The 22616-nt window shown below is 45.8% G+C and carries 32 protein-coding genes; 4 read left to right on the plus strand and 28 right to left on the minus strand.

Going from position 1 to position 22616, the window contains the following annotated elements:
• Positions 1-17: 17 nt before the first annotated feature.
• On the plus strand, positions 18-452 hold the full coding sequence (locus WFI24_RS14130; protein WP_336761705.1) for a hypothetical protein: 435 nt from the start codon (positions 18-20) through the stop codon (positions 450-452).
• A gap of 305 nt (positions 453-757) precedes the next feature.
• Here the strand turns inward: WFI24_RS14130 and WFI24_RS14135 are convergent, their stop codons facing one another.
• A complete protein-coding gene (locus tag WFI24_RS14135) occupies positions 758-1561 on the minus strand; it encodes a hypothetical protein (protein WP_336761707.1) in 804 nt (267 codons plus the stop codon).
• A gap of 201 nt (positions 1562-1762) precedes the next feature.
• Between WFI24_RS14135 and WFI24_RS14140 the strand changes: the two genes are divergently transcribed.
• The 3 genes from WFI24_RS14140 to WFI24_RS14150 all read left to right on the plus strand — a co-directional run bounded on the left by WFI24_RS14140 (position 1763) and on the right by WFI24_RS14150 (position 3445).
• Entirely contained in the window at positions 1763-2341 is a 579-nt protein-coding gene (locus WFI24_RS14140) for an Ltp family lipoprotein (RefSeq protein WP_336761708.1), read from the plus strand.
• A 13-nt stretch (positions 2342-2354) separates the two neighbouring features.
• Positions 2355-2558: a hypothetical protein gene (locus WFI24_RS14145; protein WP_336761709.1), complete on the plus strand. Its 204-nt coding sequence runs from the start codon at positions 2355-2357 to the stop codon at positions 2556-2558.
• Between the two features lie 65 nt (positions 2559-2623).
• Positions 2624-3445, plus strand: a complete 822-nt coding sequence (locus WFI24_RS14150; protein ID WP_336761711.1) for a hypothetical protein — start codon at positions 2624-2626, stop codon at positions 3443-3445.
• A gap of 59 nt (positions 3446-3504) precedes the next feature.
• On the opposite strand, the gene WFI24_RS14155 is transcribed toward WFI24_RS14150, so the two are convergent.
• The 27 genes from WFI24_RS14155 to WFI24_RS14285 form a co-directional block, all read right to left on the minus strand.
• Positions 3505-4128 carry a lysozyme gene (locus WFI24_RS14155; RefSeq protein ID WP_336761712.1) on the minus strand — a complete coding sequence of 208 codons (624 nt, stop codon included), beginning with the start codon at positions 4126-4128 and terminating at the stop codon, positions 3505-3507.
• 15 nt (positions 4129-4143) lie between these two features.
• The gene (locus WFI24_RS14160; RefSeq protein ID WP_336761714.1) at positions 4144-4611 is read right to left on the minus strand and encodes a phage holin family protein; all 468 of its coding nucleotides are present in this window, start codon (positions 4609-4611) and stop codon (positions 4144-4146) included.
• Between the two features lie 68 nt (positions 4612-4679).
• Positions 4680-4805 (minus strand): CD1375 family protein, encoded by a 126-nt coding sequence (locus WFI24_RS14165; protein ID WP_336761716.1) that lies wholly within the window; start codon positions 4803-4805, stop codon positions 4680-4682.
• A 46-nt stretch (positions 4806-4851) separates the two neighbouring features.
• On the minus strand, positions 4852-5250 hold the full coding sequence (locus tag WFI24_RS14170; protein WP_336761718.1) for a hypothetical protein: 399 nt from the start codon (positions 5248-5250) through the stop codon (positions 4852-4854).
• Between the two features lie 12 nt (positions 5251-5262).
• Positions 5263-6405 carry a phage tail protein gene (locus tag WFI24_RS14175; RefSeq protein WP_336761720.1) on the minus strand — a complete coding sequence of 381 codons (1143 nt, stop codon included), beginning with the start codon at positions 6403-6405 and terminating at the stop codon, positions 5263-5265.
• Between the two features lie 15 nt (positions 6406-6420).
• Positions 6421-7062 (minus strand): hypothetical protein, encoded by a 642-nt coding sequence (locus WFI24_RS14180; RefSeq protein WP_336761721.1) that lies wholly within the window; start codon positions 7060-7062, stop codon positions 6421-6423.
• The gene (locus WFI24_RS14185; RefSeq protein WP_336761722.1) at positions 7046-8233 is read right to left on the minus strand and encodes a baseplate J/gp47 family protein; all 1188 of its coding nucleotides are present in this window, start codon (positions 8231-8233) and stop codon (positions 7046-7048) included. Before WFI24_RS14185 ends, WFI24_RS14180 begins: the two co-directional genes overlap by 17 nt.
• Positions 8223-8588, minus strand: a complete 366-nt coding sequence (locus WFI24_RS14190) for a DUF2634 domain-containing protein (RefSeq protein WP_336761724.1) — start codon at positions 8586-8588, stop codon at positions 8223-8225. The genes WFI24_RS14185 and WFI24_RS14190 overlap by 11 nt, the downstream gene beginning before the upstream one ends.
• On the minus strand, positions 8570-8962 hold the full coding sequence (locus tag WFI24_RS14195) for a Gp138 family membrane-puncturing spike protein (protein ID WP_336761726.1): 393 nt from the start codon (positions 8960-8962) through the stop codon (positions 8570-8572). Before WFI24_RS14195 ends, WFI24_RS14190 begins: the two co-directional genes overlap by 19 nt.
• On the minus strand, positions 8959-9750 hold the full coding sequence (locus tag WFI24_RS14200) for a phage protein (RefSeq protein ID WP_336761728.1): 792 nt from the start codon (positions 9748-9750) through the stop codon (positions 8959-8961). The genes WFI24_RS14195 and WFI24_RS14200 overlap by 4 nt, the downstream gene beginning before the upstream one ends.
• A complete protein-coding gene (locus tag WFI24_RS14205) occupies positions 9743-10069 on the minus strand; it encodes a phage baseplate plug family protein (RefSeq protein WP_336761730.1) in 327 nt (108 codons plus the stop codon). Before WFI24_RS14205 ends, WFI24_RS14200 begins: the two co-directional genes overlap by 8 nt.
• A gap of 8 nt (positions 10070-10077) precedes the next feature.
• Positions 10078-10629, minus strand: coding sequence for a phage baseplate protein (locus WFI24_RS14210; RefSeq protein ID WP_336761732.1), 552 nt, complete (start codon positions 10627-10629; stop codon positions 10078-10080).
• Positions 10629-13001 carry a phage tail tape measure protein gene (locus WFI24_RS14215; RefSeq protein WP_336761735.1) on the minus strand — a complete coding sequence of 791 codons (2373 nt, stop codon included), beginning with the start codon at positions 12999-13001 and terminating at the stop codon, positions 10629-10631. The genes WFI24_RS14210 and WFI24_RS14215 overlap by 1 nt, the downstream gene beginning before the upstream one ends.
• Positions 13002-13045: 44 nt before the next feature.
• The gene (locus tag WFI24_RS14220) at positions 13046-13231 is read right to left on the minus strand and encodes a hypothetical protein (protein WP_336761737.1); all 186 of its coding nucleotides are present in this window, start codon (positions 13229-13231) and stop codon (positions 13046-13048) included.
• Positions 13191-13505 (minus strand): hypothetical protein, encoded by a 315-nt coding sequence (locus WFI24_RS14225; RefSeq protein WP_336761739.1) that lies wholly within the window; start codon positions 13503-13505, stop codon positions 13191-13193. The genes WFI24_RS14220 and WFI24_RS14225 overlap by 41 nt, the downstream gene beginning before the upstream one ends.
• Positions 13506-13534: 29 nt before the next feature.
• Complete coding sequence (locus WFI24_RS14230; protein ID WP_336761740.1) at positions 13535-13921, minus strand: phage structural protein; 387 nt, start codon at positions 13919-13921, stop codon at positions 13535-13537.
• A gap of 13 nt (positions 13922-13934) precedes the next feature.
• Positions 13935-14939 carry a DUF3383 family protein gene (locus WFI24_RS14235; RefSeq protein WP_336761741.1) on the minus strand — a complete coding sequence of 335 codons (1005 nt, stop codon included), beginning with the start codon at positions 14937-14939 and terminating at the stop codon, positions 13935-13937.
• The gene (locus WFI24_RS14240) at positions 14932-15420 is read right to left on the minus strand and encodes a phage neck terminator protein (protein ID WP_336761743.1); all 489 of its coding nucleotides are present in this window, start codon (positions 15418-15420) and stop codon (positions 14932-14934) included. Before WFI24_RS14240 ends, WFI24_RS14235 begins: the two co-directional genes overlap by 8 nt.
• Positions 15407-15754 carry a hypothetical protein gene (locus WFI24_RS14245; RefSeq protein WP_336761745.1) on the minus strand — a complete coding sequence of 116 codons (348 nt, stop codon included), beginning with the start codon at positions 15752-15754 and terminating at the stop codon, positions 15407-15409. Before WFI24_RS14245 ends, WFI24_RS14240 begins: the two co-directional genes overlap by 14 nt.
• Positions 15755-15756: 2 nt before the next feature.
• Entirely contained in the window at positions 15757-16224 is a 468-nt protein-coding gene (locus WFI24_RS14250) for a hypothetical protein (protein WP_076317490.1), read from the minus strand.
• Positions 16225-16233: 9 nt separating this feature from the next.
• A complete protein-coding gene (locus WFI24_RS14255) occupies positions 16234-16776 on the minus strand; it encodes a phage head-tail connector protein (RefSeq protein ID WP_336761749.1) in 543 nt (180 codons plus the stop codon).
• The gene (locus WFI24_RS14260) at positions 16751-17008 is read right to left on the minus strand and encodes a hypothetical protein (RefSeq protein ID WP_336761751.1); all 258 of its coding nucleotides are present in this window, start codon (positions 17006-17008) and stop codon (positions 16751-16753) included. Before WFI24_RS14260 ends, WFI24_RS14255 begins: the two co-directional genes overlap by 26 nt.
• Positions 17009-17061: 53 nt before the next feature.
• Complete coding sequence (locus WFI24_RS14265; protein WP_336761753.1) at positions 17062-18291, minus strand: phage major capsid protein; 1230 nt, start codon at positions 18289-18291, stop codon at positions 17062-17064.
• Between the two features lie 15 nt (positions 18292-18306).
• Complete coding sequence (locus WFI24_RS14270; RefSeq protein ID WP_336761754.1) at positions 18307-18921, minus strand: HK97 family phage prohead protease; 615 nt, start codon at positions 18919-18921, stop codon at positions 18307-18309.
• Positions 18851-20218, minus strand: coding sequence for a phage portal protein (locus WFI24_RS14275; RefSeq protein WP_336761756.1), 1368 nt, complete (start codon positions 20216-20218; stop codon positions 18851-18853). Before WFI24_RS14275 ends, WFI24_RS14270 begins: the two co-directional genes overlap by 71 nt.
• Entirely contained in the window at positions 20218-21981 is a 1764-nt protein-coding gene (locus tag WFI24_RS14280; RefSeq protein WP_336762239.1) for a terminase large subunit, read from the minus strand. Before WFI24_RS14280 ends, WFI24_RS14275 begins: the two co-directional genes overlap by 1 nt.
• Positions 21974-22594, minus strand: a complete 621-nt coding sequence (locus WFI24_RS14285; protein WP_336761758.1) for a terminase — start codon at positions 22592-22594, stop codon at positions 21974-21976. The genes WFI24_RS14280 and WFI24_RS14285 overlap by 8 nt, the downstream gene beginning before the upstream one ends.
• Between the last annotated feature and the right edge of the window lie 22 nt (positions 22595-22616).

The raw sequence follows: 22616 nt of genomic DNA on the forward strand, positions 1-22616 counted from the left end.
TAGGAGGGTGTTGTACGATGAGGTATAAAATGATGATAATTTGTGTTTCATTTATATTATTACTTTCAGGATGTTTGGATGGAGGAGACTTAAAAAGAAATCTGACGGAGGGAAATGTAACGCAGTCTATTAAAGGACAAAGTATCAAACTAAGTGAGAAGGGACAAATCAACGAACCATTTGTAGTTTTAGACAATGTGAAGCCCTACGGGTATTGGATCGGGAATAATAACAGTAATGACGAATCGGTAAATCTGCTTGTTTATGTGTTCCAGTCGGAAAAGGCACGAGGGGAAGCTCGTGAAACTTTCAACGAGCATTTGCAAAGAGCAAATCTAATAACATATCCAAATGTATACGAGAAAAAGAACATTATGATAGTTTACTTCAGCGAATCAGAAGTAGATCATTCGTTCGATGAGCAGCTGAAAAAAACAATGCAAAACATGTGAATTCCACATTTTCTTAATAAGGGGAAAGTAATCTATACTGAGTTAAGAAGGCAATATTAAGACTTTCCTAGTGAACTACCGGGAAACGTTAGTTCACTAGCTAAGAGTTTTTACATTTGATATACAAGAGAAGTAGCGAGGCTTTTTTCCTACTCCTCCTACTCCTTTTCAAATTAGATATAATATTATGTTTAGAATTATTAATAAAAATGTCCGTCAAGGCTCACTGCCCGACCGACTAAGGTTATTCGTATGGTCTGAATTTTTCACGCAACTACTCAAGCCAACAGAACCTTCTTATTTATTTAACGTCGTTTAATCATTCTGATTTTAGGTTTAGCAAAAACCCCTATGTCATCCCCAGTAAGAAGTACATTATCGTCATTTACTTCAGGCCAAACTTGATTTTTCAGGTCATTTAACCTAATAGGTATTTCTATCTCAGTATCGGGAACATCTACACAATATTGAGTAAGCTCGTCTAGACCTTCGTAATACTCAAGATCCGTAACTAAATAAGCTATGGGTAAGTATTTCAACATACTGAACATTCCATGTCTTCCGCTCTCAGGTCCATAAACTTTCATCATACTAAAATTTTGCATAATTCTTATATTATTAAAAGGATAAATCCAATAGAAAACCTTATATCCTTGAGGTACTTTCATTTCAGGATCTAGCACGTACTCCCTAAAGGCAACGTCTTGGTTTGAAAAAGAAAGCTCTCCCTTTGCGGCAAGTAAATGACCTAAAACAGCTTTAACAATCTTGACTGGCTTAGTCTTGAATCTGATTACTTCGGGAATTATTAGTGAACTTTTTAGATATTGACCAACATCCTCGGCAAAAGAGTTAATAACAGGATCATATTGAGCACCTAAAAGGCTGTTATTACACTCTTGACACAAGGTCCTGTACTTCACTCCGTTTTGAGACGGAATGTGTTTTGTGTTTTTTTCAACCATGTGCTGCATAATATTCCATTGTTCAACCTCAGTGAATTCAATTCCACCTTTTGGAGGAATATGATCCCAAGTCAGTTGCCTCTTCTGTAGACAAATATTACAGCTATCAACCTTATCCCTCTTAAATTTCACATAATTAGGCATTTCATTTCCCCTTAGAGAAAAATTTCTATATTCTCATCAAAAAAGCCTCCGCAGAACACACTGCAGAGGCTTTACCGATGCTTTCGGATTATAGATACATAATAACTCATTTCTTTTATATTGTAAATTGTTCCAAAATATCTAGAAACATTTACCTAGGTCTGATAGACTATCTTTATCTATTACATAGGAGGAAGTACCTTGAACAAGAAACCGATTTATAAGAAGTGGTGGTTTTGGCTTGGAATCATAGTAGTTATCGGATTAATTGGTAATATGGGTGATAAGGAAGCAAAGCCGAGTGCGACAGCATCCGAAGTAGCAACTCAGCCTAAAGCTGAAACCGTATCTACAGAACAAACGACAGAGGACAAAGAGCAAGCTGAAGCAGAAAAAAAAGCTGCTGAAAAACAGAAAGCAAAAGAAGAAGCTGAGGCTGCGGAATTAGCTAAAAAGGAAGCCGAGGCAAATAGTGTTCCTAGGGAACATAAAGCAGCCTTGAAATCCGCACAAACATATGCTGAGATTATGCATATGTCTAAGAAGGGTATTTATGAACAATTAACATCTGAGTACGGAGAGAAGTTCGATAAAGAAGCTGCTCAATATGCTATTGATAACATTCAGGTTGACTGGAAAGAGAACGCACTTAAATCAGCGCAAAATTACGCAGAGAGCATGAATATGTCAGATTCAGGTATCTACGATCAGTTGACCTCTGAATACGGTGAGAAATTCACTAAAGAAGAAGCACAATACGCGATTGATAATTTAGAATAACGGAGGATAAATTATGAAATTCGGATTCCGGAAGCCATCGCTTAAGAAGCGCCTGTCAGCCAGGACCAGTATCAAGCGTCAAATCATACATCGGTCCGGACTCAAAATGCCACGTGGCTATGGGTGGCTCCGGAATCCGAAGAAGGCAGTATACAACAAGGTGTACCGCAAGACTTCGTTTGATATCTTTGCAATGATAAGAAAGTTGTTCAAATAAAAAAAAAGTCCTACAGTCACACTGTGGCTGATAGGACTTTTTTTACGCTTGAAGGAGGACCATCTTTGTTAAGTGATGTAGATACTAAAACCAACAAACATATATCCAAGATATTAATGAATAAGAGACAAAGAATTATTATAAATGTATTAAAATCAATTATGTACATCTCCTTTATTGCTTCGGCATACATGTCTATCGGCTTTCCTATAGAAGAGAAAACATTCTACGAAATCTTACCATCTATTATAACAATCACAGCAGCTATACTTGTGTTCTACAATGTAAATAGAACACAGCAGAAAAATTATGAAAATGAGACAAAAAAGTTTAGAAGGGATGCAAGGACCAAGACTGCTGATGAAATTCTTGATTGTCTAGCCATCTTCAAAACTTGGACATTAGATTTGAGAAGTCAAAAATTAAAAGAGTATTCATCTGAAGCTAGTTTTAACTTAGTTCTTGATTTCAAAGAATATTCAACTAAACTCACATCAATTATGTTTAAAAGACAAGAAACCATTGAATATTATGAGTCCTTGCCAGAAATGATAAACGGACATCAATTGATGAATGACCTTGAAAAAATGTTAGAAGACATCCAAGATAAATTATTACAACTAGATAAGAATTCTTGGCCCGCCATTCTTGAAGAATTGACTAATTATATAAACACAGAAGTAATAAAACATAGGAAAAATGTAATCAGTACTTTGTATGGGAATCTTTTTAAGCCTCGTGATCTTAATAGTCTAACCTTATTTGACAAAGTAAAGAATCGTTATTTCAATGGAGAGATAACCTTCTTTTTCGTATGGGTTTTGTCTGTAGTCTTATTAATTAAATCAATTTTCGATAGCTTCTTCCCCAATCTTTTTATCAAATAAAAATAAGGCCCTGCCAGCTCTGTGCTGATAGGGCCTTTTGTATTCCCAATCGCTTGGGATTATTGCGGTGTATCTAGTGTTCCCGTTTTAGACTTTTGATCCCACGTGATTGCGGAACCTGGAATGTTGTCGCCTATCTCACGTAGCGGTGCCCATAGTCTACCCTCTATGATCCGGGTTTCCTTCAACCTCTTGCCATTCACCAGCGCCGTGCCCTCTTCCGCGTATGGGTTCTCTTTATCATCCGGTTTATTGAATAGATCAAGCTCGGCCTGTCTACGCCGCACCAGACCTTTTAAAACACTGCCCCCTGCCTTGTTATACTTGGTGATACTCGTGGCAATCTGGGCCACTGTACGGCCGTTACATAGCTGCTTCAGATTTCCCGGTCCAGTGTTATAGCAAAAGCTAGTGAGCGCATCGAATTGGTTTTGGTTGAGCTTGTCCGTCACAGCAACGTAAGACGGGTTATTAACGTATGCCTCGTATTTGGTAAGATCCGAAACCAGCATAGCGTCAGCCTGTGCCTGTATGATCTTCTGGCCTTGTTTTACATCCGGACCATAATGACCCCAACCGATTGTCCAATACTGCTCCGTAGATACTGGCTTGTATGCTGTGAGCTTGCATCCCTCAAACGATTTAATCAGTTTAATCCCTGCTTGTGATATTTTCTTTGTCATGCTGAACACCCCTTCTTATACGGCTGGTTTTTGTGTTGTTGTATCATCCTGCGGTGGATCTGGTAGATTCGGATTAACTGGCACAGAAGACTTCGATTCAAATATCTTCACTGCATTTCGCAACGCATCCGGCATAGGCAAACCCATACGACCAGCATTCTCAATAACAGACAATAGCTCATTAGCAATATAGAAAAATACTACTGCATCCTGGATGTATCCGGTACTTCCCCATGCAGCATCAATATAATGGGAAATCGTGACGATCAGGAAGATAGCTGCCTTTCTTGCGATACCTTCAAAACCAACCCGGCTACGCAGCTCATGTTTAATCCAAGCCGCCGCCCATCCCGTCAACCAATCCACTACAACCAAAATCAAAAGTAAATGTATCAAAATATCCCATCCTCCAAAGAGGTATCCCGCGCCAGCCCCCAAAGCTGCGGACACCATTTTAATGACATTAGCTATCCCCTCGTTCATGCCGTTCCCTCTTCTCTCTGTAATGTGAAAAGCCCCCTGACCACTCCAGAGGGCATAAAGAATATTGACTATTGCTCGTAACCCAGCGCTACCAGATCGTCTTTAACGTCCTCGCGGATGTTAACCGGCACTTGTTCAAGCGTCCGGCGTCCGGCCACAATCAAAGATACATAGATCGTCACGAATACCTGCATTTGCTGCTCACCTCCTTTCAGGAACAAAAAGAGCCGAACCAGGATATTAAACATCCAGTCCAGCCCCTAACTGCATTTCGTATAATGCTGCAATAGCTTCCTTATTTTCGATGTCTGCCAGTTTCAGCGACTCTACTTCCTTGCTGAGTGCCGGACGTGGTTCCTGTGGTGTCTCTGGATCAACTGGATCGGGATACGTAAAAAGAGGTTCCATCGTGTCCAAGTCAATGCGAGTAATAACGCCGCCCTCATCGTAATCCGCCTCATAATCTCCGTAATCCAACTGTAGCAAGCCCACTGTTTCAGGGACTCGCTCAGATAACGAAACATACACCTCGAAGTCATGTTCGCGAGTCGTTTCAATTACATCGCCCCCTCGTTCCCCTATAATCCAAATGACTTGGCCCGTTGAATTTTCGTAATAAATTTTCGCACCTATCTCCAAGACGTTCCCCTCCTATACCCGGAATGCTTCCCATATGATTTCATAACTAGTGTTACTCATAGGCAATTGGAACCCTTGATCTGACACCCACGCAAAGTTGACACCGCCATTAGCAGTTGACTCCGTCAATCTAAAATCATAACTCAAGCCAGCTTCAATCAGTCTGGCAAACCCATAATTAGCGGAGTTGAAACTGCCCCTATCATAAAAACTTGCAAGGAACCTTTCGTTTCCGCTTTTAATAGATATCATTATGCGGTTAGGATGAAAAGTAAGTCCGGTCACTGTAACAGCAAATCGGCTATAATCAATCTCCCCATTCGGCATATAGAATTGGACTTGGTTAACCGACCTTGTCGCTGTCCCTGTTGCATATTTAGGCCCCTCGTTTAGTGTCCCGGCAACGCCCAGAATACTTTTACCAAACCGAATATTACTCGGGTGCAGATCAGGAGTAAGCGCAAATACCCATGATTGTCCGTCATAATATCCGTCAGGCGCGCGGAAAAAGGTTCGGTCCGCTTGCCACACCTCCGTGCTCAGTGCGGCGTTATGAGCTCCGCCTCCACGATTGGGCATTGTACCCGTCCGACCATTTCCGGAGGCATTACTGAATGTAGCCCCCGAAAGCACCTGCGCCGCTGTTGCGTTACCCGTAGCTCGAACAACCCCGGCCATTTTTGCTATGAGCTGTGCCCATGTCTCACTTGTGGATGCCGATACACCTATGGAGTTAAGCGTGGCAACCACGTTAGCTTTTTGCTCAACTCCAAGCTGCTTTGCCGCTGTCGCCTCAGTCATCACCAACCCTAAAGCCTTTTCTGTCGGCGCTAGGCTTTCAGAGGTGCCATTGGTTTTATTTGATAGTTGCACCTTACCTTTTACCGTAAGGGATGCATCCGGGATGTCTGCATTTTGAACATCTTCTTGAAGCTGCTGTATTTCTGTTTGGATCGTTTCAAGTTCTGCATCGACATAGCTCTTTTCTGCTGCTTTCTCCTGCAATTCCTTCAGCGCCAAGTAGCTCCAATTTAGATGCCAGTTGAACCACTGAGCTGGTGGCCTCACGCCTGGCTGAAATCCTGTTTGTTTCTGTGTTTCGGATGGCTCAACACCTGTTGCGTTCCATTCTGGTAGTTTTTGTGTAAATGCCACGAAATAGCCCCCTTTCTAAATTGGTAGATCTGTTTCAGTTCCGGCCTGATACACAGCACCAAGAGTTCCGCCAACAGCATCGTCATTGACATCTCCGAATCCTGTAGCCGGATCAAACACCTCGGGTAACCCCCCGAACTCAAATGTGCCCTGCAACTCAATACTCTGGACACTCACTCCGGCCGCTACCGTCTTAGATATGATCTGCACGAACTGATTCAGCTCAATGCCGGATGAAGCCAATCGCTCAAGCGGAAGACGCATCAGGGAAATTGCAGCCGGTTCAGGATCAAGTGGATCGTGGAACTTTTGAGTGATTCTGATATCCGAATAACTGGCACCCACGGCCAAGGCGATAACCCGAATAATCGTATTAACATCGCCCTTGCTCAAGTTCCGGGCTATCTTGGATTTGATCATAATCCGGTAAACATCGTCAGACGCCGCACCGCGCTTCTGGCCCACGTTTCCGCCGATCAGATCCAGCGTTGTTCCCTTCGCTTGGTCAATGTCACGCCACTGCTCAATCTTTTCGAATCCCTGTTTTAAATCATTGATTGGCTCACTTACGATCCGTAGCAACTTACCAATGTTGCTGTCTGGATTTTTTACGTATACATCGGTCAATTTACGGATTAAATCAGCTGCTGAAATCATCTGTGACCACCTCGATCCAATCAGCTGCAGTTTGGGCAACCTGGAATACCTCGATAGGGATATTTCCCGCTGCGAATGTCGTTCCATCCCGTGACAGTTCCAAGGATACATCCTCAACCCCGGCAATCTTGTAAATGGTTGATACCAGGCGCATCAGGATAACGTCATCGTTCATGGATAATCCCGCGTACACGGTCCCGTCTGCGTCTGTCCCGCCGATAAACTGAGCAAGCGCAGAAACAACCTGTGCGTCACCATCTGCCGGGTAAGATGCCGTTTTATAGATGTGGACCTTGATATGGATCGGTACCACCTCAGCACGAGAAAATGATACAGGTTGTTCGTTGCCGCTCAGATCCTTTAAAACTACGGTTGTATCACCATAGGACTCAATTCCGGCTGAGCCAACCCCGAGAATGGCCGTTGCAATATCCGTATCCTCTCCGCCAAGCACGTAGGACTGGTAAGACTTCGGAGGCCGCCCAGCAGAATCAACATCCTTGGAACTATTAATAATGACAGCCGCAGCACGTACACCCGCCACACGCAGGATAGCCCCTCTTATGCTATCGCCTGTAGCTGATCCTCCACCAGCAACAGACAGTCCGAACAGCTCCCGAAACTCTGGGTCCGTTTGCTTGGCTCGTCCGCCCGACGTGGCCGCTATGTTGGTTACTGCCGTGACATCCGGATTGGGATTGACGATAACACTTATAAGCCCCGCAGCCACGTTGCTACCTGTGCCTGACTCCATCGCCTCGATGGGCACAGTTGCTTTGCCTGTAGAGTCAAATACAGCAGGATCAAGCGTCTCAAACTGTATATCTCCCTCTGTAGCAATTAGGAAGCCTTCCGCTTGTGTGTATCCCGGCGTTCCTGTCAATGTCACGGTACCTGTAGCGTATTGGTCCAGCACCCGAGAAACGCCCACATATGGCCCCAGACGGTCCAAACTGTTACCTTCAGCCGTGTTTACGTATCCGCTGTAATACACTTTTTCAGCAAGGGCATAAATGATAGATAAGAACCAAGCAAAAAGCCGCAGGATAATACCTAGCGGCGATTTTTCAGAGGTATTCACTTTTTCGCCCCATGCTTCCTTGGCCTTATCTTCCATTTCTTCGAATAGATCCACGAAACGCTTCCGCTTGAACCCCGTTTCATCCAACACCGATTTCCACCCCCTCCTGCTCTACGATTTCGCCATTGGTTCCGATAGCCACGAATGAAACGATCATGGTCCGTTCTTGCCGATTTATATCAAAAGTTACATCCTCAACGCTTTCGATCCGTACATCTGTAAGCAACGCTCGTATTAATTCGTCCCTGGCTGCTTCCTCATGAAAGTCCTTCCCCAGAAACAGATCAAAGTCTATCCCCAGTTCCGGATTCAGAAACCATTCGCCTGCCCGGGTTCCAAGCGTAATTGCACAGCACTGCGCCACTTCTTCAGTGTCTTCAATAACGACAATATTTCCTACATCATCAAAATGAAAATCACCATCAATCAACTGGATAGACTGCACGGAAACACCCCCACGATAACAGCGTCATTACGGTCATGAGACCGTGTTGTATCTGGCTTGGCTACTGAGCCGGTTAAGGTGTTCCGAATCTCGCCATCAGCAAAAGAGACAAACACGATATCGCCTGATGCTAAATCCGGTTTACACACCTTCTGTGCCCCATCTATTTTCAGCTTTTGTCCAAGGGCTTGAACGCCTAAGATCATGGCTGGATCGTCGTCGCCTGTCTTAATTAGCGGTTGAACATCAGCCGTACATGTTTCCTCGTCAAAGGTAATGACTTTGCATGGCAGACCCACATGGATATTAGACATAGCCTGGTCAACCAACGACCGCAAAAGATTAGCCATAGCCGCAGCTGGATCCAACTTCACACAATCGCCTCCATGTCGGTTTTGAAGTCCCCAGTCCGGGTAAATGTATGTGATCCGCTTCGAACGTACAAGCGTCCGCTCCATGCCCTGCTTTTCAGGTCAATGGCCGATGCGGTTGTAATGCGATATTGAAGCTGAGATGACAGGTTGTAACCCTTTGCCCCGCTTTGCTCGAATGCCGCTGGAGTGCCGATCAATCCCGTATCCGAATTGAGTGCAAACAGATCATCCGGACCACGCCGCAGGCTTCGAACATACAACTTACCTTTGTTGATATAGCAACTCGTCCCGCAGTCTTTGCACACCTTGGATATGATGTCCGTTACCGCCCCTTTAGCGCTATATCCGTCCTGGTATCTGTAATCCTGGTTTAAATCCATCTGAGCAATCGGAAGGCCGATGTAGGCCGCCATTTGTTTAATGATCTTGCTGCCCAAAGTATTTTTCGCAAAAGCAATTTCTTTAACCTGTCGTTTGGACAAGTCGTACCCATCCAAAACCCTGATATTGGTGATTTTATCCACGCCTGACCATGCGGTGGAAACTTGGGATATGTAGCCGTGAAGAATCACCCCGATGTCACCCGTATATCCGGCATTGATCATCAAAACCTTGTTGCGTGAGATGTTATTTAAGGTCTTATCGGACAGGTTCCAGATTTTGATTTCGGCTTCGTTGGGCAGTGGATCATTATCAAACGGAACCACTCCTTCGATGTTGTAATCTGACATTGAAAACTTCATATTTTCAGTCATGACCTCAAGCACACGGCCAAAATTCCTATTCATCGTCTTCACCTTCAGTTTTGATCAAATATAAAAAGACGCTCTCAGAGAGCGTCCGCCAGTTAACTATGCTTTCAGTTTCGGATTGATCGTATGGAACGATCGGAACCCTTGGGAATCGGTTATCAATGACGTCATAAAACAAAGTCATACCATACACCAACTTCTCGCCAGTGGTGAGCACTTCCCCGTCCTTCTCCAGATCCACCGTGAAATAATCAAATTGTTCATTGTAGTGGACCTCGAACGTGAAAATCTCATCCTCAAGTGAGATATCAAAGCAATAGGGAATCAAATCCTTTTCAATATCAACGTATTCCATAGACCCTCCTACGCCCAAGGGCTACCAGCTTTGAATTTAACCTTCTTCACTGGTTCCTTTTCCTTCTTCGTTTTTTTGTCCTTATCTTTCTTTGGTTTCGAACTGGTCGTAGAACTCTTTCCCTTGGACTTCTTGCTCTTATCTTTCGTCTGCTTCGTGCCTGAATTGACGATTTTAATCGCCTGAGCCTTTATCGGCGTAGGCAGCTTGTCCACGTAAGATGATTTCGCAACTCGGACCTCGGTGAGGGTGAATGATATCGTGTACCCATCCGCGATTTTGTAAGAGTGTCCTGTTGCCAAACCTGAGATCATGCCCATAAAAGCCACTCGACCAACGTACTTTACAATTATGCCCTTGTCAGACACCTTCTTGAGATACGTAAGCATGGCAGCAGCTCCTGGCCCGGATACTTGTCCCGTAATCCCCATAGTCCGGGCCTTGCGCTGCACATGATCAGTCATATCAGTATCTTTTTCTACCGGTTGCGTGGTTATGTCTACATCGAATCCTGGACTCTCCTGTTCAACCAGTAGGTACTTGCCATCAACCGTTGCCATTATGCCCCCTCCATTTCAGGAGACTGCAAGCCCATGCGACGTAGTGTTTCTTCCAAGATTGCTTGAACTTGGCGTTTAACTTCCGCGCCTACATCAGACGCTACAGTCGCAGAGGCGCCATCTGCTTTCAAATCAATTTTGATGTCAAAGTTAAATGAACCGCTCGGAGCACCACTTGATGCAGCGGCTCGCGCAGGTGCAAGACTCTTAGCTGGTGCCAATGCCGCCTTTTTGGTGTTGCCTGGCACAATTTCGTCCGTGACATCAGCTGATGCAGCAGAAACACGATCTTGTGTGCCCTCGATCCCTTGTGCAAGCCCCTCGCCAGTAAAGAATCCGACTTCCATCATCACCCTGGATGGTGAGTGAATACCCAGAATGCCCTTGATCTTGTCGGTGATGCTGTTACCGATGTCTTTGACTTTATCGACCACAGCATTCGCCATACTGCCTATGCCGTTGATCATGCCTTCAATGATGTTTTTACCTATGTCAAATAGGTTGATGCCTGAAAGGAATCCTGTAATCTTGTCCCAAATAGACTTGATGCCGTCCCAAATGGCTGTTGCCTTGGTTTTTACTGAATTGACCAATCCTGTAAACATATTTTTGATCCAGTTCCCCATGGCCTGGAATGCAGATATGGTTCCGGCTTTAAGCGCCTGCCACTTGGCAACCAACCAGTCTTTAATGGCTCCCCAGTTTTTAAATATAACAATCGCTGCCACAATAACCGCTATGATAGCCAGGACAACCCAAGTAATCGGATTTGCCAGGAACGCCGCATTCATCGCCCACTGTGCTGCCGTCATTGCCCACGATGCAGCAGTTGAAATAACCATGGCTACCTTCTGGGCAGTCCAAGCGACAATGGTCGCTGTAATCGATGCCACAACTGCCCATCCTTGGAAGACATATCTCACCATCGCAAGGACCATCTGACCTGTCATTACAGCAGCATTAGCCGCAATTTGTATTTTGGACAATAGAAAAGCCGCTGTCATTCTCGCGCCTGTCACCATGGCATTGATACCTGTTTGCACTAGTGCTGGAAGCAACAGTGTTGTAATAACTCCAGCCACCGCAGTAATCGTGCCTTGGTTATCCTCTAATGTTTTCTTAAATTCTTGGAACGTGGACACAGCCTGATCCTTGAACTCGAGAACTTTAGGGATGAATTCATTGAATTTGTCATACACAAAGGCGACTGCATCCCCTGCCCAATCCAATGCCGCACCCAGTCCGTCACCGATGGCATTACCAACCGCCTCAATCTGCGGCTTATGATCAGCCATCCATTGACCAAACTGATTAAAATACGGAAGAAGCTTTTCGCCAATCGGAATCAAGATACTGGTTTCGATCTGCCTTCCAAACATGGCAAAGGCTTCACCAGGCTTCTCGAACTTGATCTTATTCAACTCCGCCATAGCATCGCCCGTAGAATTGAACTGACTCGTCGCTCGGCCCATTCCTGCTACTACGTTAGCTTCCAAATCCTCAAATTGTGTACCAAGCAAAGATACCCCGATCTGGTTTTTGAGTACCGGATCTTCCACATCAGAAATCATCTGGAGTATTTGGGAAAACGCAGCCTTGGCCTGCGGTCCGCCTTTGGCAAATGTATGCATCATCGTATCCGCATTAAGACCCAACATTTCGAAAGCCTCAATTGAAGCCTTACTACCGTCCTTGGACCTTATGTTAAATTCCTTAACTGCATCCCCGACTTTGTCCAGTTGGAAAACACCCTCTGCCGAACCGGCTGCGAAGACATCGAACATTTCTGCGGCCGAGAATCCGAGAGACTTAAATTGGTTGGCGTATTCGTTTGCACTGTCGATGAGTTCGTCTGACTTATTTAGACCCTTTTGGGTCCCTTGTGCCAGTAAGTCGTAAGCCTGTTCAGAGGTAATACCGAACTGTTTCATCATTGTGTCCACCGATTTAATGGACTCGTTGATTTCATAACCAAATGCGTCACGCAGTAATAACGCACTCTGCGTTGTCGATTCTAATTCGCTTCCAGTTTGCCCCGTCACTTGTTGAACAGTCGATATCGCACTACCAAGATCGTTCCAATCCTCACCAAAGTTCTGCGAGTATAAATTCTTGGCGATATCTCTAGTCGCCTCCATCTGATCCGCAGCCATACCCGTTGCACTCTGTATATCAGACATGGATCTTTCGAACTCGGTTGCAGCTGCTATCCCCGCAATTCCCAATCCAGCCATTGCAGCTACGCCAGCAGCGCCCAATCCAACAACACCTTTGGTCAGAGTGGAGATTTTCTTGTTGCCTTCGTCCAAACCGCGAGTGTTTAATTTAAATCCAACGGCAAACATGAGGTTGCCTATAACGCCTCCCGCCACCTCAAATCACCCCATTCAAAAGCAAAAAGCGCCCCAAAGGGACGCTATTTCTTTTTCGATTGTTTATTCATTTGTTCAATATGGATATCCAGTGCAGCGTTGGCTTCCAGCAAATCATCTTCGTCCATATTATTTAAATCACTATAAGTGATGGACATATCGGACAGGAGCAGCCGCCACATCAACCAATTACGCTTGGCCCTGTCCTTCGCTACCTTCTTCGTTATCATCGGATTGCTCCTCTTCATCATTCCCAGTAATGAATGCATAAGCCTTGTTCACTACTTCCATGTACTCGCTGTAGTCCTCGAAATCGTCAATAGTTCGTTTGGGTTGAACGATAACGTGCTTGAGCATTAATTCAGACATTCTTTCTTCCGACAAAACCCCATGCTTGTTCTTTGATTGATCATTGATTTTGGAAACCATCCGTACTCCTGGATGCTGAAAGAGGAATGTCGTTCCTTTTTTGCTTTCGAAAGTCTTTTGTTTGAAATTAGCCATGATAAATCATCCTTTTCTTGTTATATTTTTTATGCAAACTGAGCATCGATAAGTTGCAATTCGAATTCTCTATCTTCAAGCTCTGTGCCATATGTTCTGGTTGGTTGCTTTTTAACGTAAGCCTCTGTGGCTGTGACGTTTTCATCCATACCCGCATCAATCAAAGAAAACGGGAATAATTCTCCCGTATTCGCCAAATTGTTCATGAATTTGATTTGTGGGCTACTTCCCAAAAGCGTAATTGTAACTGAAGCTAGTGGGTTGTTGATTTTATTTCTTTGAGCGTCCCCCTGCGCTCCAACTTTGGTCTCGAAGTTCTCTTCGTCTTTCTCGATCTCCACCATGTCCTCGCTGAATCCAGTTAAGTACACGCCTTTGATAGTCACAGTAATATCCTTTGGATCATACGTTTTCATCTGCTATGTCTCCTTACTTGCGGATCAACCCGCGAATTGTCGTTTCGTGAATCGCCCCGGCCAAATCAAACCAGAATTCGCCGCCGTTGTACGTCCGCAGTGCTCTATCTGCTGGATCTACCTCAGAACGTCTTTTAAAATTCGTCCCATACAAAGGCAAACCGTCATCGTCTTGTGCAATCATGTTTTGCAGGAAAGCCTGTCGCAACACATTTCGTGTGACGCTCTCCAGCTGCGCAATTCCTGTATTGTCGAAGCTCACTTTGTCAGTATCAGCAAATAAAATTTGAATACCATACTCGATATTGGCTTTGATGTAATCCTTGGAATGGATGACGTCAATCCATTCACCAGAAAGTGTTTTCCCTTCAGACGTCTGGTTTCGACCCGCCTTTGTTACATAGGTGATTGCTCCAGCTGCGTGAATCTCATTAAGTTCGGTGTTCGTAATGTCCAATGGTTCAATCCCCTGCAAGAATTTGAACTTCCACGTCACTGATCCGACCGGAGCAGATCCAACACGTCCAATTAAAGCCGCTTCCGGATAATTGCTGATTGTTGTGTGATAAAACACCGTGGTCCGGCTATAGAGTTTCGATTTCAGTGCGGCCACTACAACCAAGTCACTGGACCTCGTAAAATATTCCCTTGTGCCATCCAATTCTATTGCAGCAGCAAATTCTTCGACATCCGCCTGCAATGTGGTTGTAGTAACTAGGAAATACCAGTCCTCTTTCATCAGACGTTCCAAAACATCAGATACCGTCTCGGAATCTACACCAGTTTTTTGTCTTGCAATCGCAATCTCTGCCGGTGCAGCATCACCCTGATTCCAAATCGCTAATGCGGCCTTGTACTCTTCCGTTGTTTCGCCAAATTCAGCCTTCACGGATGCCAGATCAGCATAGGTTTTGTAAGGCTTCCCAGTAGCGGCCGAACCCAGAATAAGAGGTTTACCGAAACCGAGGCGCGGTGTTGGGCTTTCTATATCAATGATTACATTTACGTCTTTAGCCAAGCGGCTCAACTCCTTCCACATTTGCCGATTCAATCGGCGTGTAATCTTCTTCGATCACGTTTTTAGTCCGCAATTCGATTTCAAAACCATTCCGTCGCTCCCATTCAGTTCCAAGTTGCACATCATTTTTCACGGATTCGCCAACGGTAACGACAACCGTATTCACTTCATCTTTCAGGAGTCGGTGCCCAGCAGTCAGGAACCAATCTCGGGCACGATTAGCCAGGACAGCAGCTCCCAACCGATCATGGGCATAGCTTTGAAACGTAACGCTTAGCGGCACGTCTCCTGAATGAACCATTTTGTCGCCTTCAAGTGTCACGGCCATGTGACCGCGCACACTGCCTTCATCCGAAAAGTTATACGTCATGAACGGGACAGGTGGAACCTTGTTCACGCCATCAATTTCAATGACTCGCACACCCAATGCCCCAGACAAGCCCTCAATCATGCTTTTCCGGATCGCTTCAAACTGGATCATGAGTGCTCACCCTCTTTAACCGATATTCGTTCACATTACTGTACTGATTCCAATCCGAGTCCGTTTCCACGGTGTACTGCTTGCCCTGATGTTCCACAACGTCACCGGATTCATGCTGAAACGTTGTCAGCAACAGCCTGTCGTCCACTGTGTAACGTCCTCCATCCGTTTGGGTTAACTTATCACCTAACGGTTGTATCGACCCTCTCAGGTCAATTCTCTGCGTCTCAGGAGGTATAGCAACGCCCACAGAGTTCCAGTCCCCCTCACCTTCTCGGATAAGGGTGTATGGACGCTCGTACTTGCGCAGGATACGCGCTTGGTTAAATCTCATGGCTACCCTCCTTTGCGCCGGACACGGAAGACGATAGAATCTCGTAAATCCATGTCGGACTGCAACAACCGTTTTCCTTTTTTATAACGGGCATAGATTGCAGATATTCCCGGCTGCTTGATCCGGTCAAAGTTCTTGACCACTCGTTGTTGCCCAACTTCTCCGATCTCCTGCAAGAGAGATTCAACCGTCTTGTTCCCAAGCGCGATTTCATTGACCCCAGCGCGAACAAGTTTGCCTATAGCAGCCTGTGCCTTCTTTTTCCCGGTGCCGATAAAGGAACGGGCTGGAATGTTCATCTTGGCCGATCCGAACTCATGTACCGCCGCAATCATAGCCAGTTCCGCATTACCCTCAACGCCTATGACAACCTCTTGGTCCATCAATGGCCGGACCCGATCGACCAATACAGACAAGTCCATATCTCCGGTGTATTGCACATTGGCACGCCTTACACTTCTCCTAGCCATCCAACCACCTCACAACTGAATAAGTGCCTTGACTGCACCCGGCAGGCTTCGGCCCTCATCTTTGTATGTTACGGATATATTTCCAACCTTCTCACTAGTAACGCCTTGTTCCCTCATGAGCGTTTGAGCAAGCAACACACAGGCCAGTTCGTATTTTTGTGGCAATGTGGACGCCGGAGCGCCTGTCTCGTCGCTTGGCAGGATGTATCCGGCTAGATATTCCACATCGACAATACGCGCCTCACAGGGCCAACCAGAGCGTTTAAATAACATCCCGTTTTCCGACTCAATCTTGAAAGAGTCCGTTTGCTGCTCCTTATCGCGAATGCTCAGCTTTGACACTGAATGGATAGGGAAGTTTCGAAGCCGGAGGAACTGGGTTCCAGGACCGTCCAACGTCTGTTGGTATGTCTTGTATTCAAAACTCCGATTACATTCCCGTTCGATCCATTCAGAAGCCGCAGCCAGAGCCGACAGCAGATATAGATCCTGTGAAGTGTCCTCCTGTGGAATGGACAACATCCCTTTAGCTCTTTGGAGTGTCGTCAGCATCAGAATCACCGCCCGAGTTATCCTTTTCTTTGTCCTTTTCAGAGTCAGTAGATTTAGCTTGTTTTGGCAAAGCTTGACCTTCATCATCCTCGGCTATGACACCAGCAGCCCTCAGAACGTTTGCGCGCTTCTGATCCGCAGGATATAGAGTACCGGGTTCAATCAGCGTTTCTGTTTCTTTATCGTTAAACGCGGAGATTACCGTATAATTCAACACTTCACTTTTGGCCATCTTTCGCCATCCTCCTATTAGGCCCGGAAACCCGGGCCGCATAAATAATTTGATTAAGGTGTTGGAACGCCTAGTTTAATAAACGGAGACACCTGATAACCGTTTTCCATTTCGAAAGGACCGTTAACCCATGGTTTGCCATCAACGTTCCAAAAGGCTTTGATGATTGTTTTGTTTTGTTTGAACAATGGATGTTCGGAAGCTTGGATAAAGATACCGGAACCGTCTTTGATGAGGTAGTAACCCATATCTCCAAGTACCAGGTCACCCGTTGCGCCGAGGATTGGAGCGTTCTCCTTAAATCGGATTGGGTATCCAAGAAGCGTCCCTGTCATCTTGTCAGCAACATTTGGTTGGAAGATCAAATTACCAGCCTCATCCTTCATAGTCAGAAGTTGCGGCAAAATGGATTGAGATGCTGCCCAGATCAAAGCACCACCAAGTTTAGCTTGAGCAATCAAGGCAACAACATCAGGATAAGTGATCAGGTTCGCCGTTTTACGCGGCACTGTAATGGATGCTGGAGATACCATGGCACCGCTTGGTTTACCGACTCCATTACCGTACAGGAAAGCATCATCCTCAGCTGCAGCAATCGCACCTCTGAATAATTTTGTAATGATCGTGTTCACAGCTGGAGCATTCCGCAAAAGCTTGTCTGTGACAACGATATGAGCCGCGACCTCATGAGGCGTCAAAGTTAGATCTCTGAACTTGGCGCTTGTTTCCGGTTTTTCATCGCCTTCACCGATCCAGTTAACCTCTACACCACCGTACATATTGGAACCCGCTCCCTGATCTAATGCAGGGAATGTAGTACTGGAATCCGGAGCGTTTTCGTCAGCAGGGATGACCAAGGCACGCGGACGAACAACCGCTTCTTCCGGCGTGATTTCAAATAATTGCGCCGAGAACTTAGGGGGCACGAAAACCCCGCCTGAAGCTTTAGTTCCCGCGGCCATTTCCCGGTACTCTTTCAACCGTGGATCATACGGGTCCGAACGATAGCAAGAAATCAACTCGCCCAAGCTACGGAACTCACTTTCATGAGCTGGATCTTCAGGTGTATGTTTTGCTCCGCTGCCACCCATGGCAAACTGTTGGGCACGTTCTTCGAGTTTGATTTCATCTTCCAAGGAACGAGCCTCTGCTTCCATGGTTGTAAAATTGGTTTCTTCGTCATCAGTAAAGCCGCGCTTCTCCGTCTGGGCCAACACGATAAGTGAACGCATTTCCTCTTTCTTTGCAGCCAGTTTTTTTCTCAATTCGATAAGATTTTTCAAACAATCCATCTCCCTTTATAGGTTCAATTTTCGCAATCTCATTTCTAGATCCTTAGCGATGGCGCGTTTATCCGCTTCATCGTCCTTCATTGAGTCAATAGTTGGTCGGGCTTGGAAAATCTCCTCTGCCGAACGAACTCCCACTGTGGATTGAGGATAAGCCGGAGACGTTACCGGGCTAACCTCATATAACTCAGCTTCAACAACCGTCCGAATTGGCATATCTGTATTTGTCTCGTCCCACTCTTCTTTAGTTGGACGAAAAATAAAAGACGATCCTCGCACGTCTCCGCGCTCAATCGTCTCCACGTACTTTTCCGCCCAACTTGGCGGTGTGATCTCATACCTAAGACCAATGTCGTCCTCAGCAACGAGCAATGTTCCCGGTGTTCTTCCCAGAATTTCCCTCGCATCATGCTGCCATGCTGCATAGACATCCGGGTTAATCAAACTGGCCGTGAATGCTCCGCGCTTGAAACGCTCCTGAAACATGCCATAAATCGGGTGTGATAACTGATCCCATCTCACGGCATAACCAATGATCTTTGTCGGCTCACCCTCAACTTTGCGAACCTCCAATTTGCTCTCCTGCAGGATCAGTTCCCGTTGTTCCTTCGTCTTTTTCTCCATCTTTGTTATCACCTCCCCCAGGTGGAATCGGATTAGCTTTGTTCTGATTTTTGTAATACTCATCGACCATATCCAGCGGCAACATGTTTAACGGCACCCAGTATCTGTCTCCACCTTCTATTGGGTTTTCGTTTTCTTTTTCCAAGATGTCGTTTTGAGAATAAGCACCCATGTTGAACATTTCCTTGTAAAAGGCAGCACGTGCAGATGAATCACCTCGAAGCAATCCTTCAATGAGATGTTCAGCAAAGAACTTCTTTCGTTCGCTCTCTGAAAACAACTTCCAGCTGATCGTCTGTTCCCACCTAATAAGCCAAGGCCGGAGAGAATGGATGACAAAATCAATCGACTGTTGCTCTATGTTAGAAAACGAAGCACGTTCAAGGTCTGCCATCATGTGTGGAGGCACACGAAATACCCGTGCAATCTCAAGAATCTGGAATTTTCTTGTTTCCAAAAACTGAGCATCGTTTGGTGGAATTGTGTTCTTTGAAAAGGTCATGCCTTCTTCCAAGAGCATCAGGCGATGAGCTTTACCAAGCCCTTCGTATTTTTCTCGAAGTGATTTTTGGAGCCGTTCAAATGCTGCATCGGACAAGGTACCGGGTAGCGTTGCGACTGCACCCACGTTTGTTCCATTCTCAAAGAAATCCGCGCCGAATTGTTCCGTCGCCAGAGCCAATTCAACAGCCTGCCGCGCCCAATGAATGACGGACACGCCTTTGGTACCATCAAATCCAAGCCCCGGTATATGGAACATCGCATAAAATGGTACGTTGTGCTGCTTACCATCTTTGGTTGAGACTCTGAAAAACGGATCTCCATCGGCTGTCTCCATGTGTTCAACCCTGTGAGGTGGAATTGGCCAAAGAGCAACAATTTCCCCCGCTGAGTCATATTCAATTTCCGCATAACAGTTACCCCACAACAATATGTGAGCCATCATCGTTTCCCGGAAGGTGAATGCCGTCATCCTTGGATTGGGCTGATTTTGTAGAAGATAACCAACCCTATGTGTTGTTCTTGATTTCCCTCTAGGATTTAATCTTTTGTATACTGGCAAAGGAAGAGACGCTACCGACTCTGCGAGTATCCTGACACATGTAAGGACGGCCGTCGAACGCATGGCCGTTGATTCTGTGACAGTAGCCCCCCGTCCTGTGAGAGCGCCGAACGCTTTATACATCCACCGTTTCGGGTTCTCCAAATCACTTGTATCGCTTGACTCACTTGGTTGGCTTCGCTTTTCCAACAACTTTGAAACAAATGGTATCCGCAGTGTGTACACCCCTTTCATTAGATCGCTCTGACGCCTCGATCTTCGTAAACAGATCGTTTCGGCTTAGCCGAATTGGAAAGCGTCAATTTGTGGGCATCAATAACAGCATCCACCGGGTCAATCCTCTTCGTTTTGGCAGAAGGGTCCTTGTCGATCTTGATTTCTCCAAAACTGTTGCTGACCGTCTTGGCGTTCGCCATACTCCATGTCAGCAGCTTGTTTCTCCTGTCATAAATCACGTTTCTGGCCTCTGCTTCCAACTTGAAATCCACCGTAGCGTCATTCAAGCTCTTAGCACTCTGAACAATCTCAACCAGATCTACCCCGAACTCTTCCAAATCAGACAAAAAGGCATCTGCGTTATGTGGATCATACGCAATGCCCAGTAGCTTGAGGTTATGTTTTTTGATCAGATCCCGGTAATAAGACAGGATGTATTTGTAATCCGTCTTGACGCCGCCCATGGTCTCTGTCGGAGTTAACAGCCCTTCCATGATCCACATGTCATATGGCGCAAAGTCACTCTTCACATGCTCATCGACACGGGCCGAAGGAATCCAACTATGTGAATGGATGTAATACTTGCGCTGCCCGTCAATATCCAACGGAAATTCCAACGCACCACTCGTAAGGTCACCGCCTGAAGACAAGTCCAGACCCAAGTAACATTCTTTGCCTTCCATGTCCTCAATGGTTGTATCGGATTCACAATTAACCCAGTGTTCCATGTTCATGTACTGCGTATCACTGAATTGAACCCAACGGTTGAGTGACTTGGTCAGGAAGTTGCGAAGTTCCTCCCCTTGCTGAACCTTGGCTTTGATCGCTTCAGCTCGTAAGCTATCCAAAGTTTCAGGCGTCCAGAGAGGATTCGCTTTCGGCCAGTTTGATTCATCCCAAACATCGTCTTCCTTATCCAGCTCACAAATGAATATGAACTGCGTTTCATCCGCATGAGCACCGGCCAGAACCATCTTGCAATATTTATACAGTTCGTAGCAGGGACCGTTGATGTTAAACCCGGCCGTTGTGATAACGGAAATAAGACACTGCTTCAACTTCTTCGTTCCGTCTGCCAGTAGCTTGTACATTTGGTTATCCTTGTGCAAGTGATATTCATCGACGGATGCAAAGTACGGACGGAAACCGTCTATGGATTTTGTATCACGGCCAAGCGCCCTGATTTCGCCTTTCGAAACGGTGCATAGGATCGTACTTTTATAATCCTTCACGTCAAAAAGACCGGATTCGTATTCATCCCCGGCCAGCTCTGGATCTGCATCAATAAACTTGATGCACTCTTTCAGTACAATTCGTGCCTGCGCTTCTTTTGTCGCTGTTACATACACTTGCGGATAACTGTATCCGTCAAAGTTTCCGTAAAATAGTGAAGGAACTGCGTTGCCCAACGACTTACCATTTTGTCGGGCTACCTGGATGTACGATGTTCGAAAACGACGATACCCGTCTAACTTCAGCCAGCCATTCCAACTCCCGAAAATGAAGTCTTGGAAGCCCCACAAATCTAGTGGAAGTGGTTCCTCGCCCTCGGCCAGCGTGAGAGATTCGGCAAACTCTATGATTTCATGGGCCTTCTCTGGATCAAATACGTAAGGGAAGTCTTCCGTACCCTGCCGATCCAGATCCCGAAGGTGCCGTTCACATGCTTGCCGCTGGGCCTGCCCTGCAGTTATTCGTCCAGACGTAACTTCAAGCGCGTAGGCCGTTACCCTGTCTGTCTCACCAACCGTGTTATAAGGGTAGATCTGAGGATTAGCCACTTCGGTTTCCAAACTTCCCGAACCTGCTTGGCTTCTCTTCCTTCGCCTTTGGCTTTGGTACGTTCTTCACCTTGGACAACGGGTTCAGGAACAAACGGTCCTGCATCTTCAGCAGCATGTCCATTTTCTTATTGATGGCTGTTTCTATTTTCAGAATGCCTTCCATGGATGCTAACTGAGAGAGGTACTTCTGTGCCCTCAGTCCGTACTCGTTCAGATCCTGTTCTGATTCCTCAGCTTTTCGAGTTAATTCCTCAAAATATTCATCGAATACATAATCTTCAATGGAAATTTTCTCGATTTTTTGATACTGTTTCAGCAGTTTTTCATACTCAGAATATGTCCGGCAATACATCCCTAAAAGTCCAACATCGGAACTTGATAGTAGAGTAACACCTTCCGCAGCTGCTGCTTTATAATCCTTCATGCATTGTTTCCAATGAGAGAAGGCAACTGTATCATCCTTTACAAACACTGGCGGTTTCAGCTTTTCTAGTTCTGTTTTGCCAAGCTTAACCTCGCCTTCTTGCCTAGCTTGGAGCTGCGCTTTAGTTAATCGGTTCGGGTTACCCTCCGCGATGTGGAGACCAACCGGTTTGGCGTTTCTTCCCATCAGGGCATACCTCCTAAACGCC

It is taken from the genome of Paenibacillus sp. USHLN196, from assembly GCF_037144955.1.
GTDB lineage: Bacteria > Bacillota > Bacilli > Paenibacillales > Paenibacillaceae > Paenibacillus > Paenibacillus xylanexedens_C.

What these genes read in the sequence shown, in the direction of transcription:
- WFI24_RS14260 (WP_336761751.1), bottom strand. Translation starts at nt 17,008, where the DNA reads ATGGCCAAAAGTGAAGTGTTGAATTATACGGTAATCTCCGCGTTTAAC.
- WFI24_RS14130 (WP_336761705.1), top strand. Translation starts at nt 18, where the DNA reads ATGAGGTATAAAATGATGATAATTTGTGTTTCATTTATATTATTACTT.
- WFI24_RS14285 (WP_336761758.1), bottom strand. Translation starts at nt 22,594, where the DNA reads ATGGGAAGAAACGCCAAACCGGTTGGTCTCCACATCGCGGAGGGTAAC.
- WFI24_RS14160 (WP_336761714.1), bottom strand. Translation starts at nt 4,611, where the DNA reads ATGAACGAGGGGATAGCTAATGTCATTAAAATGGTGTCCGCAGCTTTG.
- WFI24_RS14270 (WP_336761754.1), bottom strand. Translation starts at nt 18,921, where the DNA reads ATGGAGAAAAAGACGAAGGAACAACGGGAACTGATCCTGCAGGAGAGC.
- WFI24_RS14230 (WP_336761740.1), bottom strand. Translation starts at nt 13,921, where the DNA reads ATGAAAACGTATGATCCAAAGGATATTACTGTGACTATCAAAGGCGTG.
- WFI24_RS14155 (WP_336761712.1), bottom strand. Translation starts at nt 4,128, where the DNA reads ATGACAAAGAAAATATCACAAGCAGGGATTAAACTGATTAAATCGTTT.
- WFI24_RS14240 (WP_336761743.1), bottom strand. Translation starts at nt 15,420, where the DNA reads ATGATCCAGTTTGAAGCGATCCGGAAAAGCATGATTGAGGGCTTGTCT.
- WFI24_RS14220 (WP_336761737.1), bottom strand. Translation starts at nt 13,231, where the DNA reads ATGATAACGAAGAAGGTAGCGAAGGACAGGGCCAAGCGTAATTGGTTG.
- WFI24_RS14210 (WP_336761732.1), bottom strand. Translation starts at nt 10,629, where the DNA reads ATGGCAACGGTTGATGGCAAGTACCTACTGGTTGAACAGGAGAGTCCA.
- WFI24_RS14225 (WP_336761739.1), bottom strand. Translation starts at nt 13,505, where the DNA reads ATGGCTAATTTCAAACAAAAGACTTTCGAAAGCAAAAAAGGAACGACA.
- WFI24_RS14145 (WP_336761709.1), top strand. Translation starts at nt 2,355, where the DNA reads ATGAAATTCGGATTCCGGAAGCCATCGCTTAAGAAGCGCCTGTCAGCC.
- WFI24_RS14250 (WP_076317490.1), bottom strand. Translation starts at nt 16,224, where the DNA reads ATGGCTAGGAGAAGTGTAAGGCGTGCCAATGTGCAATACACCGGAGAT.
- WFI24_RS14180 (WP_336761721.1), bottom strand. Translation starts at nt 7,062, where the DNA reads ATGATTTCAGCAGCTGATTTAATCCGTAAATTGACCGATGTATACGTA.
- WFI24_RS14205 (WP_336761730.1), bottom strand. Translation starts at nt 10,069, where the DNA reads ATGGAATACGTTGATATTGAAAAGGATTTGATTCCCTATTGCTTTGAT.
- WFI24_RS14200 (WP_336761728.1), bottom strand. Translation starts at nt 9,750, where the DNA reads ATGAATAGGAATTTTGGCCGTGTGCTTGAGGTCATGACTGAAAATATG.
- WFI24_RS14135 (WP_336761707.1), bottom strand. Translation starts at nt 1,561, where the DNA reads ATGCCTAATTATGTGAAATTTAAGAGGGATAAGGTTGATAGCTGTAAT.
- WFI24_RS14255 (WP_336761749.1), bottom strand. Translation starts at nt 16,776, where the DNA reads ATGCTGACGACACTCCAAAGAGCTAAAGGGATGTTGTCCATTCCACAG.
- WFI24_RS14245 (WP_336761745.1), bottom strand. Translation starts at nt 15,754, where the DNA reads ATGAGATTTAACCAAGCGCGTATCCTGCGCAAGTACGAGCGTCCATAC.
- WFI24_RS14275 (WP_336761756.1), bottom strand. Translation starts at nt 20,218, where the DNA reads ATGAAAGGGGTGTACACACTGCGGATACCATTTGTTTCAAAGTTGTTG.
- WFI24_RS14165 (WP_336761716.1), bottom strand. Translation starts at nt 4,805, where the DNA reads ATGCAGGTATTCGTGACGATCTATGTATCTTTGATTGTGGCCGGACGC.